Source organism: Streptosporangium roseum DSM 43021, assembly GCF_000024865.1.
In the GTDB taxonomy this organism is placed as follows: domain Bacteria; phylum Actinomycetota; class Actinomycetes; order Streptosporangiales; family Streptosporangiaceae; genus Streptosporangium; species Streptosporangium roseum.
The window spans coordinates 10,162,387-10,178,514 of sequence record NC_013595.1 but is presented as its reverse complement, the minus strand read 5'-3'; the positions used below and the strand labels follow the sequence as shown (position 1 = coordinate 10,178,514).

At 70.4% G+C, this 16,128-nt stretch carries 12 protein-coding genes and 1 tRNA gene; 11 read left to right on the top strand and 2 right to left on the bottom strand.

Translation table 11 applies throughout. From position 1 onward, the window contains the following. Nucleotides 1-72: 72 nt before the first annotated feature. Nucleotides 73-158 (bottom strand) — tRNA-Leu (locus SROS_RS44550). A gap of 164 nt (nt 159-322) precedes the next feature. Between SROS_RS44550 and SROS_RS44545 the strand changes: the two genes are divergently transcribed. From SROS_RS44545 to SROS_RS44535, 3 genes are all read left to right on the top strand, one after another. Then, nucleotides 323-1,630 (top strand): M20/M25/M40 family metallo-hydrolase, encoded by a 1,308-nt coding sequence (locus tag SROS_RS44545; protein WP_012895571.1) that lies wholly within the window; start codon nt 323-325, stop codon nt 1,628-1,630. Nucleotides 1,631-1,750: 120 nt separating this feature from the next. Beyond that, complete coding sequence (locus SROS_RS44540; RefSeq protein ID WP_245564803.1) at nt 1,751-2,362, top strand: hypothetical protein; 612 nt, start codon at nt 1,751-1,753, stop codon at nt 2,360-2,362. Between the two features lie 252 nt (nt 2,363-2,614). Beyond that, nucleotides 2,615-4,213 carry a chaplin family protein gene (locus SROS_RS44535; RefSeq protein ID WP_012895569.1) on the top strand — a complete coding sequence of 533 codons (1,599 nt, stop codon included), beginning with the start codon at nt 2,615-2,617 and terminating at the stop codon, nt 4,211-4,213. Nucleotides 4,214-4,442: 229 nt separating this feature from the next. Here SROS_RS44535 and SROS_RS53645 read toward each other — a convergent pair whose 3' ends face one another. Then, a complete protein-coding gene (locus SROS_RS53645; protein WP_012895568.1) occupies nt 4,443-4,628 on the bottom strand; it encodes a DUF5703 family protein in 186 nt (61 codons plus the stop codon). Between the two features lie 158 nt (nt 4,629-4,786). On the opposite strand from SROS_RS53645, the gene topA reads away from it, so the two are divergent. From topA to SROS_RS44490, 8 genes are all read left to right on the top strand, one after another. After that, complete coding sequence (topA, locus tag SROS_RS44525; RefSeq protein ID WP_012895567.1) at nt 4,787-7,438, top strand: type I DNA topoisomerase; 2,652 nt, start codon at nt 4,787-4,789, stop codon at nt 7,436-7,438. 117 nt (nt 7,439-7,555) lie between these two features. Then, complete coding sequence (locus SROS_RS44520) at nt 7,556-8,968, top strand: metallophosphoesterase (RefSeq protein WP_245564516.1); 1,413 nt, start codon at nt 7,556-7,558, stop codon at nt 8,966-8,968. A gap of 188 nt (nt 8,969-9,156) precedes the next feature. Beyond that, nucleotides 9,157-11,223: a dTMP kinase gene (gene tmk / locus SROS_RS44515; protein ID WP_012895565.1), complete on the top strand. Its 2,067-nt coding sequence runs from the start codon at nt 9,157-9,159 to the stop codon at nt 11,221-11,223. Between the two features lie 21 nt (nt 11,224-11,244). Next, complete coding sequence (locus SROS_RS44510) at nt 11,245-12,426, top strand: DNA polymerase III subunit delta' (protein ID WP_012895564.1); 1,182 nt, start codon at nt 11,245-11,247, stop codon at nt 12,424-12,426. 502 nt (nt 12,427-12,928) lie between these two features. After that, nucleotides 12,929-13,654, top strand: a complete 726-nt coding sequence (locus SROS_RS44505) for a hypothetical protein (RefSeq protein WP_012895562.1) — start codon at nt 12,929-12,931, stop codon at nt 13,652-13,654. After that, nucleotides 13,651-14,802: a glycosyltransferase family 4 protein gene (locus SROS_RS44500; protein ID WP_012895561.1), complete on the top strand. Its 1,152-nt coding sequence runs from the start codon at nt 13,651-13,653 to the stop codon at nt 14,800-14,802. Before SROS_RS44505 ends, SROS_RS44500 begins: the two co-directional genes overlap by 4 nt. A gap of 97 nt (nt 14,803-14,899) precedes the next feature. After that, the gene (locus SROS_RS44495; protein ID WP_043654243.1) at nt 14,900-15,415 is read left to right on the top strand and encodes a SigE family RNA polymerase sigma factor; all 516 of its coding nucleotides are present in this window, start codon (nt 14,900-14,902) and stop codon (nt 15,413-15,415) included. Next, a complete protein-coding gene (locus tag SROS_RS44490; protein WP_012895559.1) occupies nt 15,412-16,086 on the top strand; it encodes a permease-like cell division protein FtsX in 675 nt (224 codons plus the stop codon). The genes SROS_RS44495 and SROS_RS44490 overlap by 4 nt, the downstream gene beginning before the upstream one ends. Nucleotides 16,087-16,128 lie beyond the last annotated feature (42 nt).

Sequence of the window (16,128 nt, the reverse complement as noted above, 5' to 3'; positions counted from 1 at the left end):
TCTATCACCCGAGAAACCGAAAGGTCCTGGTTACCACTGGTGGTAACCAGGACCTTATAGGTCAAGAGTTTGTGTCCGAGGGGGGACTTGAACCCCCATGCCCCGCAAAGGGCACTAGCACCTCAAGCTAGCGCGTCTGCCTATTCCGCCACCCGGACTTGGTGCCTGCACGCGGGACCGTCATCCCGCGTCGGCGGACTCAGGTTAGCAAACTCTTGAGCTCGCGTCATATCGGTAAGCGACCCGGCCCCGCGGGGATGTCCGCGGGCGCCCGGCGGCGGCAGGATGGAGGCGCAAGCCGTACCAAACCGAAGGAGTCGACATGACCGCGCTCAATGGCGAGGACGAGGTCGCCGGGCTGTGCCGTGACCTGATCCGGATCGACTCGACCAACGCGGGCGACAACTCCGGCCCCGGCGAGCGGGCCGCCGCCGAGTACGTGGCCGGCAAGCTGGCGGAGGTCGGGCTGGAGCCGCAGATCCTGGAGTCGGACAGCCGCAGGGCGAACGTGATCGCCCGCATCGAGGGGGAGGACTCCTCCCGCGACGCACTGCTGCTCCACGGCCATCTCGACGTCGTCCCGTTCGACGCCGACGACTGGACCCATCACCCGCTCAGCGGGGAGGTCGCCGACGGGTGCGTCTGGGGACGCGGCGCGGTCGACATGAAGAACATGGACGCGATGATCCTCGCGGTCGTCCGGCAGCGGCTCAGCGAGGGGCGCCGCCCGCCGCGGGACGTGGTGCTGGCGTTCACCGCCGACGAGGAGGCCGGCGGCACCTACGGCGCCCAGTGGCTGGCCGACAAGCACAAGGACCTGTTCGACGGGTGCACCGAGGCGATCGGGGAGGTCGGCGGGTTCAGCGTCTCCATCGACGAGGCCCGCAGGCTCTATCTCATCGAGGCGGCCGAGAAGGGCATCGCCTGGATGCGGCTGACCGCCAGCGGCCGGGCCGGGCACGGCTCCATGCTCAACGGCGAGAACGCGATCACCGAGCTGGCCGAGGCGGTCGGCCGCATCGGGCGTTACGAGTGGCCGGTACGGCTCACGCAGACGGTCAGGGCCTTCCTCACCGAGACCTCCAGGGCGCTGGAGCTCGAACTCGACCTGGACGACGCCGAGGCGACCGTGGCCAAGCTCGGGCCGCTGGCCCGGATGATCGGCGCCACGCTGCGCAACACCGCCAACCCCACCATGCTGCAGGGCGGCTACAAGGCCAACGTGATCCCGCAGGCCGCGACCGCGCACGTGGACGGCCGTTTCCTGCCCGGACACGAGGAAGAGTTCTTCCAGACGATCGACGAGCTGCTCGGCCCCAACGTGACCAGGGAGTTCGTCTACCACGACATCGCCGTCGAGACCGGTTTCGACGGGCCGCTGGTGCGGGCGATGGCCGACGCGCTGGTCGCCGAGGACCCGGGGGCGCTCGCCGTGCCGTACACCCTGTCGGGCGGCACGGACCTGAAGGCGTTCAGCCGGCTGGGCATGCGCGGTTTCGGGTTTGCGCCGCTGAAGCTCCCAGCGGACTTGGACTTCTCCGGAATGTTCCATGGGGTGGACGAGCGGGTGCCGGTGGATTCGCTCCGGTTCGGGGTCCGGGTGCTTGACCGCTTCCTGGACGGTTGCTGAGACATTCCCTGGAAACTCATTGCACTGACTCGTCGTAGTGCTAGCGTAACTCTCCGTTGAGGGGTTGGGTCATGCGACAAGCGGCCCACCCGGGAGCTTTGGGGAGGTCACGTGGCACGGATGCCGCAGGGGCAGTGGAGGGCGTTCTCGCCCGCTGCCCAGCGCGTGCCCGTGGCCGTTCCCACCGATGGCGCGATCTTCGCCTGGGCTGACCGGATGGCGCGGTTCGCGGCCGGCACCCGGCGGATCGTCAGGCGGGTCTTCGCGATCGGCGGCCTGCTGGCCGCCGGTTGGTTGCTCGCAGTCGTCTTCGGGCTCCTCGGCGCCGCTCCGGCGGCCGCGGACACCACCGCGGCGACGGGAGTGGCGCACTCCGACGCGCCCGACTCGGCCGCTTCCGGATCGGCCCTCCGGGCCGATGTCTTCCCCACGGACAGCGGCGGGCTGTCGGCGACAGGAAACGCCGAAGCCATGGCCGGGCGAGGTGTGGACGGGCTCACCAGCCAGTCGAAGCCGGTATCCCCGGCACCCGCCACCGTCGACCACAGCTCTGGCGCCGACGGGTTCGTGCCTCAGAGCGGCGGTGGATCCGGCCTCTCCGGGCCGGGTGTGGGGGACGTCTCGCGGTTCGTCTACGACCCGCGGTTGATGGCGCAGCGCGCCCCGCTGGCGTGCGTGCTCCCCCCTGTCGTCCGCACAGCGGCGGACGACCCTTCCTTCTCTCCTGACTGACTCCGCCCCCTGAACCGGCCTCGTCCTCCATTCGGACCCGCCGGTCGCGGAGCGTCTCCCAGCCCCCGTCTTCAGGGCTTTGGTCCCCATCTCCAGGGGAGCCGCCCTGTTCATGACGGTGAGCAATCTCCCATCCCTCGTGACGGCCGCCGGGGCCTCCGCTGTGCGGGCTCTCGTCAGGACCTCGCATGGCCTCGCACGCCGGCCACGAGATGTCAGGTATCCCCCCAAGAACCGCAAGGAGCGTCAATCATGCGTACGTGGGTTAAGAGCACAACCCCCGCGGCACTGCTCGCGCTGGGTGTCATGACCCTCGGCAGCGGTACGGCTTTCGCGGACACCTCCGGCGACAACTCCGTCGGAGGCGGCAACCAGGTCAACATCCCGATCTCCCTGCCGATCGACATCAGCGGCAACGCCGTCGGCGTCGTCGGCGACGCGGCTGCGGGCTCCAAGGGCGGCGCCTCCGTCGAGAACACCGGCGGCAACGGCATCCCCGGTCAGACCTCCGGCCGGGGCAGCGTCCTGGGTGGCAACCAGGTGAACGCCCCGATCACCGCTCCGATCAACGCCTGCGGCAACGCGCTGTCCCTGTTCGGCAGCTCCGAGGCGGGCTGCAAGGGCGGCGCGTCGGTCCGGAACAACGGCCGGGGCGGGGCCGGCGGCAACCGCACCAGTGGTGACCACAGTGTCCTGGGCGGCAACCAGGTCGTCGCCCCGATCACCGCCCCGATCAACATCTGCGGCAACTCGGTCGCGATCCTCGGCAAGGCGTTCTCCGGCTGCAGGGGCGGCGCCGAGGTGACCGATGGCGGCCGGCCCGGCAAGCCGGGTAAGCCCGGCCGTTCGGGCAAGCCCGGCTACCCGGGCGGGCACGGCGGGCACGGCGGCTGGCGTCCGGGCTCGACCGGCAACGACACCGACGGCCGATTCGGCGCCGGCAGCGGCAACCAGGTGATCGCCCCGATCACCGCCCCGATCACCGCGTGCGGCAACGCGGTCGGCAACGCCTCGGCGGGCTGCGAGGGCGGCGCCTCGGTCAAGAACGGCGGCGGCGGGGCGGGTGGCAACCGTACGTCGGGCAGGTCCGGTGTGCTGGCCGGTAACCAGGTGGTGGCGCCGATCACCGCTCCGATCAACGTCTGCGGCAACGCCGTCGCCGTCCTCGGCAAGGCCTTCGCCGGGTGCAAGGGCGGCGCCTCGGTCAACAACGGCGGTGCCGGGGCAGGTGGCAACCGTACGTCGGGCAGGTCCGGTGTGCTGGCCGGTAACCAGGTGGTGGCGCCGATCACCGCTCCGATCAACATCTGCGGCAACGCCGTCGCCGTCCTGGGTGACGCCGCGGCGGGCTGCCTGGGAGGCTCCCACGTCGGCAGGCCGGGCGGCGGCGGGCACCACGACTACGGCCACTGGGCCCAGCGGGTCGGCGCCCGCAAGAACAGCGGCCTGGTGCCCGCGCTCCCCGTCGTCCCCGCCCTCGGCGCCGGTGGCATCGCCCAGCCGGGCCAGCGCGCGCACGGCGCCGACCTCCCGCAGTTCCCCCTCGTCGGTGAGGCGCAGGACGTGGCCGGCCTGCCCGGGGCCCCGGCCGTGCCCGGCACTCCGGCGACCGCCCAGAGCGCGGGGCGGAAGGCGGACTCGCCGCTGACCCCCGCGACGGACCTGGTCTCCTCGACCCCGATCGGCGGCGCCCTCCCCGTGGGCGACCTCGGCCTGATGAGCGCCGCCCAGCCCGCCGGGGTGACCGGGATGAACCCCGGTTCGCTGGCGGCCCTGCTGGCCGGCGTCATGGCCGCAGCCTCCGCGACGCTTTTCGCGACCACCCGCCGCGTCCGCTTCGGCAGGAAGTAAGCGAGAAGTAAGACAGTAGTAACTCTTCAGCCATGTCCCCTCAGATCCACTGGGGGAGGCGCATAGACGCTTCGCATGTGGCGAGGGATGGTGGCGCGGCCCAGGGCCGTGTTCTCCCTCGTACTGCGAGGCAGAGAAGCTTTGCCCGTTCCGGGGGCGCGGCCCGGGGCGGGCAAAGCCATGTCCGGGCACGGATGCTGTGACCGGTGTCACGGGGGCCTGCTCAGAGTCACATCGTCCTGGTCACACGTATGATCTTGCGACGCAGCCGGACGTCCCGGCGGCCGTCGGGATACAGTCGCAGGCGGTCGAGTTCCCAGTCACCGTATTCTGCATGTTCGGTCAGGATCTGCCGAGCGGCGTCCCTGGAGGTGCCACGCGGAAGATGGAGAACCAAGTAGGAGTAGTCGAGCACAGCGATTAGTCTCCGAGGGTGGGCTGGGGGACGTCGGCACTCATAGGGCTTTATTGTGCGTCCTTGCGGCTTTCCTTGGGAGTGTGCCCGATCCAGATCGGGTAACCCGAGGGGAAGAAAACGGGGAAACCAATGCGAACAGCGAGGTAGGAAGCAGCGTGCCAGCCAAGAACGGCAACGCCGGCGGAACCCGCCTGGTGATCGTCGAGTCGCCTTCCAAGGCGAAGACCATCGCTGGGTACCTCGGCCGCGGCTACGTCGTGGAGTCCAGCATCGGGCATATTCGCGATCTCCCCGAGAAGGCCGACGACATCCCCGAGAAGTACAAGGGTGAGTCGTGGGCCCGCCTGGGCGTCAACGTGAATAGCGAGTTCGAGCCGCTCTATGTCGTCAACCACGACAAGAAGGCGCAGGTGAGCAAGCTCAAGCAGCTGCTCAAGGACGCCGACGAGCTCTACCTCGCCACTGACGAGGACCGGGAGGGCGAGGCGATCGCCTGGCACCTGCGCGAGGTGCTCAACCCCAAGGTGCCGGTTCACCGCATGGTGTTCCACGAGATCACCCCGCGGGCGATCCAGGAGGCGGTGGCCAACCCGCGTGCCCTGAACCTGCGGCTGGTCGACGCCCAGGAGACCCGGCGCATCCTCGACCGTCTCTACGGCTACGAGGTCAGCCCGGTCCTGTGGAAGAAGGTCAAGCCCCGCCTGTCCGCCGGTCGCGTGCAGTCGGTGGCGACCCGGCTGGTCGTGGAGCGCGAGCGCGAGCGGCTGGCGTTCACCAGCGCGAGTTACTGGGACCTGCAGGCGCTGTTCGACACCGGTCGCGACGAGGCGCCGCGCGAGTTCACCGCCACGCTGACCGGCGTGGGCGGCAAGCGCGTCGCCCAGGGGCGTGACTTCGCGAGCAACGGCAGGCTCAAGAGCGCCGATGTGGTCCACCTGGACGAGCAGGCGGCGCGGGCCCTGGCCGGGCGGCTGAGCGGCACGGCCTACAAGGTCAACTCGGTCGAGCGCAAGCCGTACACCCGCAAGCCGTACGCGCCGTTCCGGACGACCACGCTGCAGCAGGAGGCCAGCCGGAAGCTGGGCTTCTCCGCGAAGTCGACCATGCAGGTCGCCCAGCGCCTGTACGAGAACGGCTTCATCACCTACATGCGTACCGACAGCATCACGCTGTCGGAGACCGCCGTCGCCGCCGCGCGCAGCCAGGCCATCAAGCTGTACGGCGCGGCGTACGTGCCCGACAAGCCGCGCGCCTACGCCAGCAAGGTGAAGAACGCGCAGGAGGCGCACGAGGCGATCCGCCCCTCGGGTGAGGAGTTCCGCACGCCGGGCGAGACCGGGCTGAGCGGCGACATGTTCCGGCTGTACGAGCTGATCTGGCAGCGGACCGTCGCCTCGCAGATGAAGGACGCGGTCGGGGAGTCGGTCACCGTCAAGGTGGGCGGCACCTCCAGCTCCGGCGAGCAGGTCGAGTTCGGCGCCACCGGCCGGACCATCACCTTCCACGGCTTCCTCAAGGCCTACGTCGAGGGCGCGGACGACCCGTCCACCGACCGTGACGACTCCGAGAAGCGCCTGCCGAACCTGGACGAGGGCGACCGTCTCACCGCGGCCGAGCTCAACGTGCTCTCGCACGCCACCAAGCCGCCCGCGCGCTATACCGAGGCCTCGCTCATCAAGGAGCTGGAGGACCGGGAGATCGGCCGTCCCTCGACCTACGCGTCGATCATCGGAACGATCCTGGACCGCGGTTACGTGTTCAAGAAGGGCACGGCCCTGGTGCCGTCCTTCCTGGCGTTCGCGGTGGTCAACCTGCTGGAGCAGCACTTCGGCCACCTCGTCGACTACGACTTCACGGCCGACATGGAGAAGGTCCTCGACGACATCGCCAACGACCGGGCGGAGCGGGTGCCCGAGTTGCGCCGCTTCTACTTCGGCGAGGAGGGCGACGAGGGCCTGAAGGAGATGGTGACCGATCTCGGCGAGATCGACGCCAAGGAGATCAGCTCCTTCTCGATCCGGGGCACCGACATCATGATCCGGGTGGGCCGTTACGGTCCCTACCTGGACCGCGAGGGCGCCCGGGTGAACGTGCCCGAGGACCTGGCGCCCGACGAGCTCACGGCCGAGCGGGCCGAGGAGCTGTTCTCGCGTCCCACGGGCGACCGGGAGCTGGGCAGGGACCCGGTCACCGGTCACATGATCGTGGCCAAGGACGGCCGTTACGGCCCCTACGTGACCGAGGTCCTCCCCGAGGAGCCGCCGCCGGCCGAGGGGAAGAAGAAGGCGAAGAAGGCCGACGCGCCCAAGCCGCGCACGGGGTCGCTGCTGAAGTCGATGTCCCTGGACACCATCACCGTCGAGGACGCGCTGAAGCTGCTGTCGCTGCCCAGGAAGCTCGGCGAGATCGACGGCCAGGAGGTCACGGCGCAGAACGGCAGGTTCGGGCCCTACGTGAAGAAGGGCACCGACTCGCGCTCCCTGGCGTCGGAGGAGGAGATGTTCACCGTCACGCTGGAGCAGGCCAAGGAGCTGTTCGCGCAGCCCAAGGCCCGGGGCAGGCGTGCCGCCGCCGCGCCTCCGCTGCGTGAGCTCGGCGAGGATCCCGTCTCCAAGAAGCCGATCGTGGTCAAGGAGGGCCGCTTCGGCCCGTACGTGACCGATGGCGAGACCAACGCCTCCCTGCGCAAGGGCGACGAGGTCGAGCAGATCACCACCGAGCGCGCCGCCGAGCTCCTCGCCGACCGCCGCGCCCGCGGCCCGGCGCCCAAGCGGCCCACCCGCCCCAAGGCCAAGGCGAAGGCCTGAGGGCTCCTCCCGGAGCCTCCTGAGTCGCTGAGAGTCTCCTCAGGGACTCGGGAGATCCGGGGAACGCATCCGCCGTCCCGGGCGTTCTTCGGAACGCGCCGGGTACGGCGGGCGGGCGTGGGAGAGGTGGCGGTGACGGTCGTGGGCTTCGTGTCGCTGATCGTGGGGGTCGTGGCGCTGGTCCACTACTACCTCTGGCGCCGTCTGATCCGTGCCACCACGGCCGAGGGCCGGACCCGCCGGGTGCTGACCTGGATCCTGGCCGGTCTCGCCGTGCTCGTCCCGGTGACGCTCGTCGGCTCCCGGAGCGAGTGGGGGCACTTCCTGGCCTGGCCGGGGTTCTTCTGGATCGCGGTGATGTTCTACCTGGCGGTCTTCCTGGTGCTGCTGGAGATCCCCCGCGCCCTGGCCCTGCTGGTGCTGCGCCGTTCCGAGCGTCGCCGGACCCGCGCCGCCCTGACCGCCCCGCCGCCCGAGCCCGTGTCGCTGCCCGAGCCCGTGTCGGTGTCCGAGCCCGTGCCCGAGCCCGTGTCGGTGTCCGGTGACGCCGCTACCGGAGACGCCCCCTCCCGGGGCGCCACCCGGCTGTCCGTCGAGGATCCGCCCGCCGCCCTCGCCGCGCCGGCGCCGCCGGCGGCCGGTCCCGGGGATGGGGCCGGCAGCCCGGCCGGAGCCGGGCCGGAGGCGATCGGCCGCAGGCTTTTCATCGCCCGTACGGCCGCCGCCGTCGCCGGGGTGGGGGCGCTGGCCACGGTCGGGAACGGCGTCAGGACCGCCCTCGGCGACCCGGTGATCGAGTCGGTCCGGGTCGCGCTGCCCAAGCTGGACCCGCGTCTCAGCGGCCTGCGGTTCGCCGTCGTCAGCGACATCCACCTCGGCCCGCTCACCGGCACGGCGCACGCCGAGCGCATCGTCCGCATGGTCAACTCGCTGGAGGCCGACGTGGTCGCCATCGTCGGGGACCTGGTCGACGGCACGGTGGCCCAGCTCGGCACGGTGGCCAGGCCGTTGAGGGGTCTCGAATCCCGTTACGGCACCTACTTCGTCACCGGCAACCACGAGTACTACACCGCCAACGGTCCCGGGGAGTGGATCGAGGAGCTCCGCCACCTCGGTGTCCGCCCGCTCCAGAACGAGCGCGTCGAGATCGCCCACGGGGGTGCCGTGCTGGACCTCGCGGGGGTCAACGACGTCGCGGGAGGCCCCGCCGGAGACGGTCCCGACTTCGAGCGGGCGCTCGGCGGCCGCGACCGTTCCCGGTCCACGGTCCTCCTCGCCCACCAGCCGGTCCAGGCGCATCAGGCCGCCGCGCACGGCGTCGACCTGCAGCTCTCCGGCCACACGCACGGCGGGCAGATGGTCCCCTTCAACCTGGTCGTCCCGCTGCAGCAGCCGGTCGTCTCCGGTCTCGGCGAGGTGGACGGCACCCAGGTCTACGTCACCCGGGGCGCCGGTTTCTGGGGGCCGCCCGTCCGGGTCGGGGCTCCCCCCGAGATCACCCTTCTGGAGCTTCGCGGCGAGGGGGCGTAGCGAGGGAGGGGGCACAGGCAGGCGGGTGACGAGGACTTCTCCCCGCGGGCGCCGCCTGCGGGGGATTTTCGCGAATGCCACCTGCGGGGGACAGACCGCACGTATTACCCTCATGCGATAAGCAGCCGGGCATATCTGTCGGGCTCATGTTTTCCCCAGCCCAGCGAGCACCTGGATACGCTGACACCATGACCACCCCTGGCCGGAACACCGCGCGCCGCAAGCCCCCCAACGTGCTGGCCAACGCTCCGTTCCGCAAGCTCTGGACGGCCATGTCGCTGTGCAGCCTCGGAGACTGGCTGAACATCATCGCGTTGACCGCGCTTGCCGGAAACCTCACCAGCGGAGCCGGATACAAGGCCCAGAGCCTGGCCATCGGCGGCGTCTTCGTCGCGAAGATGCTCCCGGCCATCCTGCTGGGCCCCCTCGCGGGCGCGTTCGCCGACCGGTTCGACCGCCGGCTGACCATGTTCTTCTCCGACCTGCTGCGCTTCGCGCTGGTCCTGTCGATCCCGCTGATCGGCAGCTACCAGTGGGTGATCATCGCCACATTCCTGGTCGAGTGCGTCAACCTCTTCTGGGTCCCCGCCAAGGACGCCACGGTGCCGAACCTGGTGCCCAAGGAGCGGCTGGAGGAGGCCAACCAGCTCAACCTCCTGGTCACGTACGGCACCGCCCCGGTCGCCGCGCTCCTGTTCGCCGTGCTGTCGGTGGCCGACGACGCCCTGGGCAGGTTCGTCCCGTACTTCGCCGACCGTGACACCTACCTGGCGCTGTTCATCAACGCCATCGCGTACCTGGTGTCGGCCTTCATCATCTTCACGCTCAAGGACATCTCGAAGACCGGCGCGACGGCCACCGCGATCTCCACGCCGTCGGTGCTGCGGCAGATCATCGACGGCTGGCGCTTCGTCGGCGGCAACCGGCTGATCCGGGGCCTGGTCATCGGCATGCTCGGCGCGTTCGCCGCCGGCGGCACGGTGGTCGGTGTGGCCAAGATCTACGTGGTGGCGTTGCAGGGTGGCGACGCGGCCTACGGCGTGGTGTTCGGCGCGGTCTTCGTCGGCATGGCCTCCGGCATGTTCTTCGGGCCCAGGCTGCTGCGGGAGCTGTCCCGGCGGCGGCTGTTCGGGCTGTCGATCGTCGTGGCCGGGGTGGTGCTCGCCGCGATCGCGCTCATCCACAACCTGGTGATCGTCGTCATGCTCACCGTGGTGCTGGGGGCGTGCGCCGGGATCGCCTGGATCATCGGCTACACCATGATCGGGCTGGAGGTGGAGGACAACCTGCGGGGCCGTACGTTCTCCTTCCTGCAGTCGCTCGCCCGGGTCACCCTGCTGCTGGTGGTCGCGGTCGCGCCGACGCTGGCGGGCCTGTTCGGCAGGCACGAGGTCAGGCTCGGCGGGGAGACGGTCTACCGGTTCGACGGCTCCAACCTGGTGCTGCTGATCGGCGCGCTGCTCGCGGTGATCGTCGGTCTCCTCGCGCTGCGGCACATGGACGACCGCAAGGGCGTGCCGATCGTCTCCGACCTGGTCGCGGCGGCGCGCGGCGAGCGGTTCGCGCCCGAGGAGACCGAGCAGCCACGCGGGATGTTCATCGCGTTCGAGGGCGGCGAGGGCTCGGGCAAGACCACGCAGTCCAGGTTGCTCGCGATCTGGCTCCGGGACCAGGGCTTCGACGTCGTGCAGACCCGGGAGCCGGGCTCGACCAAGGTGGGCATGCGGCTGCGCGCCATCCTGCTGGACGCCGTCCACCAGGGGCTGTCGGCGCGGTCGGAGGCGCTGCTGTACGCGGCCGACCGGGCCGAGCACGTGGAGAAGGTCATCCGTCCGGCGCTCTACCGGGGGTCGATGGTGATCTCCGACCGCTACGTGGACTCCTCGCTGGCCTACCAAGGGGCCGGGCGGGCCCTGGAGCCCGGCGACGTGGCCAGGATCAACGCCTGGGCCACCGGCGGGCTCGTCCCCGACCTGACCGTGCTCATCGACACCCCGCCGTCCGTCGGCCTGACCCGGCTGGGCGGGGCCGCCGACCGGATCGAGTCCGAGCCGCTGGAGTTCCACGAGCGGGTGCGCCGCGAGTTCCGCTCGCTGGCCGCCGCCGCCCCGGAACGCTACCTGGTCGTCGACGGGACCCTCGCCCAGGAGCAGATCTCCCTGCTCATCCATGACCGGGTCCGCGAGGTGCTGCCCGACCCGGTGCCGGAGGAGTCGGAGGACGCCACCGGGACCATCCCCGTCATCCGCGACTGACACCGGCGGTAGGTTGAGGGCGTGGGAGTCTTCGATGACCTTGTGGGGCAGGAGCGGGCTGCGGTGGCGCTCCGCCGGGCCGCCGAAGGGGCCGCCGAGATGCTGGCCGGAGGCTCCGGCGCGGGGATGACCCACGCGTGGCTGTTCACCGGGCCGCCCGGGTCCGGCCGGGAGGAGGCGGCACGGGCGTTCGCGGCCGCGCTGTTCTGCCCCGACCAGGGGTGTGGCCACTGCGACATGTGCCATCAGGTGGCGATCGGCTCCCACCCGGACCTGGAGGTCGTCCGCACCGAGGGTCTCTCCTACGGCATCAAGGAGACCCGTCAGCTCATCCTCCGGGCGGCCGGGGCTCCGACGCTGGGGCGCTGGAGGGTCGTTCTGTTCGAGGGCGCCGACCGGATGCCGGAGCGCGCCTCCAACGCGCTGCTGAAGGCGATCGAGGAGCCGCCGCCCAAGACGGTCTGGCTGCTCTGCACGCCCTCGCCCGCGGACCTGGTCATCACCATCCGGTCGCGCTGCCGGGTGGTCACCCTGGTCACCCCGCCCACGGCGGCGGTCGCCCACGCACTGGTGACCCGCGACAACATTCCGCCGGACATGGCGGAGTTCGTCGCGCGGGCCACCCAGGGGCATCTGGCGCGGGCGCGGCGGCTGGCGCTGGACCCGGAGATGCGCGCGCGCCGCGAGGCCGTGCTCTCCATCCCCCGCTCGCTCATCGGGGTCGGGGAGTGCGTCATCGCTGCGGAGCGGTTGGTGGACACCGCCAAGAAGGAGGCCGACGCGGTCTCCTCGGCGTTGGACGAGGGGGAGACCGCCGAGCTCCGCAAGATCTACGGCGAGGGCTCCTCGGGGAAAGGGCTGAACAAGGGCCTGATCCGGGGTGGGGCAGGGGCGATCAAGGATCTGGAGAAGCTCCAGAAGTCCCGGGCCACCCGGACCCAGCGTGACGTCATCGACGCGGCACTGCTCGACCTGGTGGCGTTCTACCGCGACGTGCTGGCCATGCAGTTCGGCGCGCACGTGGAGCTGGCCAACGAGGACCGCCGGGCCGACCTGGAAGGCCTGGCCCGTTCCTCCGGCCCGGAGGACACGCTGCGCAGGATCGACGCGATCATGCGCTGCCGCGAGCGGCTGGCCGCCAACGTCAACCCGCAGATGGCCGTCGAGGCGATGACCATCTCGCTGCACCGGCCCCGACTCTGATCCGACCGGTGTTCCCGGGTAGCCCGGCGGTGTCTCCGCGTCCCCGGGTCATGTCCGCGTCTCCCGGTCATGCGGGCCGGGACAGGGGACCGGGGGAGCCCGGAGCCCGCTGAGACGGTCGGCTCCCCGGCGGTGACGCCTCGGGTGAGCGCCTCGTCGCCGAGCGAGGAGCGGAGTCCGGGTGGTCGGCTCGGGCCGCTGCCGGGTGCTCACCGGTTCCCCGGAGGCCGGTGACGCGCGGGGAAGGCCGGTGACGCGCGGGGTCTGGGAATCGGCCGGCGAGGAGATGCGGGCCGTCATGACCCGGCTACTCTCATCCGCTTTTTTCCCGTTAATGGAACCAATCGCAGCTAATGCCACTCAAAGGATGAGTGTGGATCGTTAGAATTCCCAGCGAATTTCCATGCATTCGTTATAAATCTATCGGACAGTGTCCTGCTCTACGGGGATGAGCAGGAAGACCGGGGGACTTTTGAGGAGCATCGAAGCACGTCAAGAGGTGATGGCGCCGGGGGTCAGGCGAGCTGTCACCAGCCGGGTGGACAACCACGACGTGCTGAGGATCGAATGGCCGGAGCCGGTGGACGGGAAGATCGTTCTACGGCACGTGGAGACAGGGGAGGAGCGCGAGGGCACCGATCTCGCCGGGCTGCGGCCCGGCATCTGGACGGTGTCGCACCGGGACGAGCCCCTCGCCACCGACGATCCGGGATTCTCGATGGACGGGCTGCTCGCCTACGCCGAGACGCCTCGCGACCGGGAGATCCGGGCGTTCCGGACCTCCCTCGGCACCCTCGCGCTGACCGTCCGCGACGTCGAACCGTACGTCGAGGTGACCGCCGTGGTCTCCGACGACGGCGTGATCGAGATCGACGGCGTGATCGCGTACGGCGAGCCGATCGAGGGGGCGGCCAGTCTCGTGGCCGTGGCCAGGAAGGGCCCGGAGCCGGTGAGCGGTGCGGCGCTCTTCCGGGGGCGCCGCTTCGAAGGGGTCCTCCAGATCGAGCCGATGGCCCGGACGCAGGTGAGGCGGCGGGTCTTCTGGGACCTCCACGCCGAGGTCGCCGGGGTACGGCTGCCGCTGGCGGCCCGTCTTGACGACATCACCGACAAGAAGACCAAAGTACGTTTCCCCGCCCAGCGCGTGGGACAGGTGAGGGTCCGGCCGTACTACACCGACACCGACAGCCTCGCCGTCGCGCTCACCTTCGAGGAGGAGACCTCATGAAGATCTCCTTCCTGATCCTCAACGCCTACGGCATGGGGGGGACGATCCGGGCCACCTTCGACCTCGCCACCGAGATGGCCGAGCGGCACGACGTCGAGGTGATCAGCGTCTTCCAGCACACCGACCTGCCCTTCCTGCCGCTGGGATCCAAGGTCAGGCTGCGTTCGCTGGTGGACCTGCGGGAGGGGGCCAGGGTCCGCTGGCCGTACACGAAAAAGGCGGAGCGGCTGGGCGAGCAGCCGAGCGAGCTGATCCACCCCGAGGAGCGCGCCTACGCCTCCTTCAGCGCCTGGAGCGACGACGTGCTCCGGCGCGAGCTGCGGCGGCTCCGCACCGACGTGCTGATCACCACCCGCGCCGGGCTGAACATCATGGCCGCCCGCTTCGCCCGCAGGCGGGTCGTCACGATCGCCCAGGAACACCTGCACTTCGAGGCCCACCAGCCCGGCATCTTCGAGGAGATCCGGCAGTGGTACCCGAAGCTGGACGCGATCGTCACCCTCACCGAGGCCGACGAGCAGGACTACCGGACCATGCTCGACGGGGCGCGGACGCGGGTCTACACCATCGGCAACGGGCTGGCCGGAGGGCCGCGCCCCCGCTCCAGGCAGGACAACAGGATCGTGCTGGCCGCCGGGCGGCTGGTGCCGGTCAAGGGGTACGACCGGCTGCTGAAGGCGTTCGCCCAGGTGGTCCGGGAGCGCCCGGACTGGAAACTGCGGATCTACGGCGAGGGCCGGATCAGCGACAAGCTGGTCAAGCTGGCCGTCAAGCTGCGCCTGCACAACAACGTCACGTTCATGGGCCCGACCGGCGACATCGAGGGCGAGCTGGCAAAGGCATCCATCCACGCGGTCAGCTCCCGGTTCGAGGGCTTCGGCATGACCATCATCGAGGCGTTCGCGTGCGGGGTGCCGGTGGTCAGCTTCGACTGTCCCCGAGGACCTCGCGAGATCATCACCCCCGGTCACGACGGGGTGCTGGTCCCGCCCGACGACGTGGACGCCCTGGCCGGCGGGCTGCTCAAGATGATCGACGACGAGGAGGGCCGTCACCGGATGGCGGTCAACGCGCTGGAGACGGCCAGGCGCTACGACATCTCCATGATCGTGGAACGGTGGGAGAAGTCCTTCGCCGAGCTCGTGTGAAACTCGTGGGCCGGGTGGAGCAGCGGGCGGCCCGGCCCGGCGTCTCTGTTACGTGACCATGTCATTGTCGGGGACCACCCCAGATCCCGAAATCGAGATGCTCTCCCATGGAGAGCCCCTGGCCAGGGACCGCGTCGACGTCGCGGCGTTGTTCGCCGACCACCACCTCGGGCTGGTGCGGCTGGCGCTGCTCATGGTGGGGGACCAGGCCACGGCCGAGGATGTGGTGCAGGAGGCGTTCACCCGCACGCACGCGGGACGGCACCGCCTGCGCGATCCCCGGCGCGCGCTGACCTACATCCGCTCGGCGGTGCTCAACGGCTCCCGTTCCGTGCTGCGGCGCCGGGCGGTGGCGTTCCGGCGGGCCGTGCCGTACGAGCCGCCCGTCTGGTCCGCCGAACACGCCGCACTGCTCGGCGAGGAGCGCCGCGAGGTACTGGTGGCCCTGCGCGCGCTACCGGGGCGGCAGCGCGAGGCGCTGACGCTCCGCTACTACCTCGACCTGTCCGACCTGGAGATCGCCGAGACCATGGGGATCGGTGCCGGCACGGCCCGGTCCACCATCGCGCGCGGGCTGGCAGCCCTCGCCCGCAAGCTTGGGGAGGAATCTTGAACGCCACCGAGAACCGCCTGCGCGAGGCCCTGTCGGCCGCCGCCATGACCGCCGTTGACGTCCGCCCGCTGACCGCTCCGGCCCGCCGCCGGTCCCGGGTGCCTCTCCGTGTCACCGCCGTCGCCCTGGCCGCTGCCGCGACGGCCTTCGGAGTCGTACGGCTTGTCACACCCTCCCCGGCTGCTCCGATGTCGCAGGGGGAGAGCATCGTCGCGATGTCCATGAGCGGCGAAGCGCCCGGAGGGAGGGCCGAGGTCTCGGTCTTCCTCTGCAAGGACAAGGATCCCTTCCCCTCCTGCGAGGGCGGGAAGATCACCGAGACGGAGAAGGAGAACCTCGTACGGATGCTGGAGGCCCGGCCCGAGGTGAAGAGCGTCACCTTCGAGGATCAGCAGACGGCCTGGGAGAACTTCCTGCAGCAGAACCAGGATGATCCCCAGCTGATCAACGCAATAGTTCCGAAGGACATGCCCGAGTCCTTCCGGGTCAGGACAGGGGAAGGGGCGAACTCCCTGGCCGTGACCCGGGCCGCGCACGAGCTGCCCGGCGTGGCCAACGTCGTCGACATGCCCTGCCTTCTTGAGCGCGCCTCCCTGTGGGGGATCGTCAAGAGCAACCTTCCATGGTCCGATGACGGGGAGCAGTGCCACTTGACGGGCAGGGGAAGGTGAGCTCCTCCTGCTGAGGGCGATGCGGGGGCACGGCCCACCTTC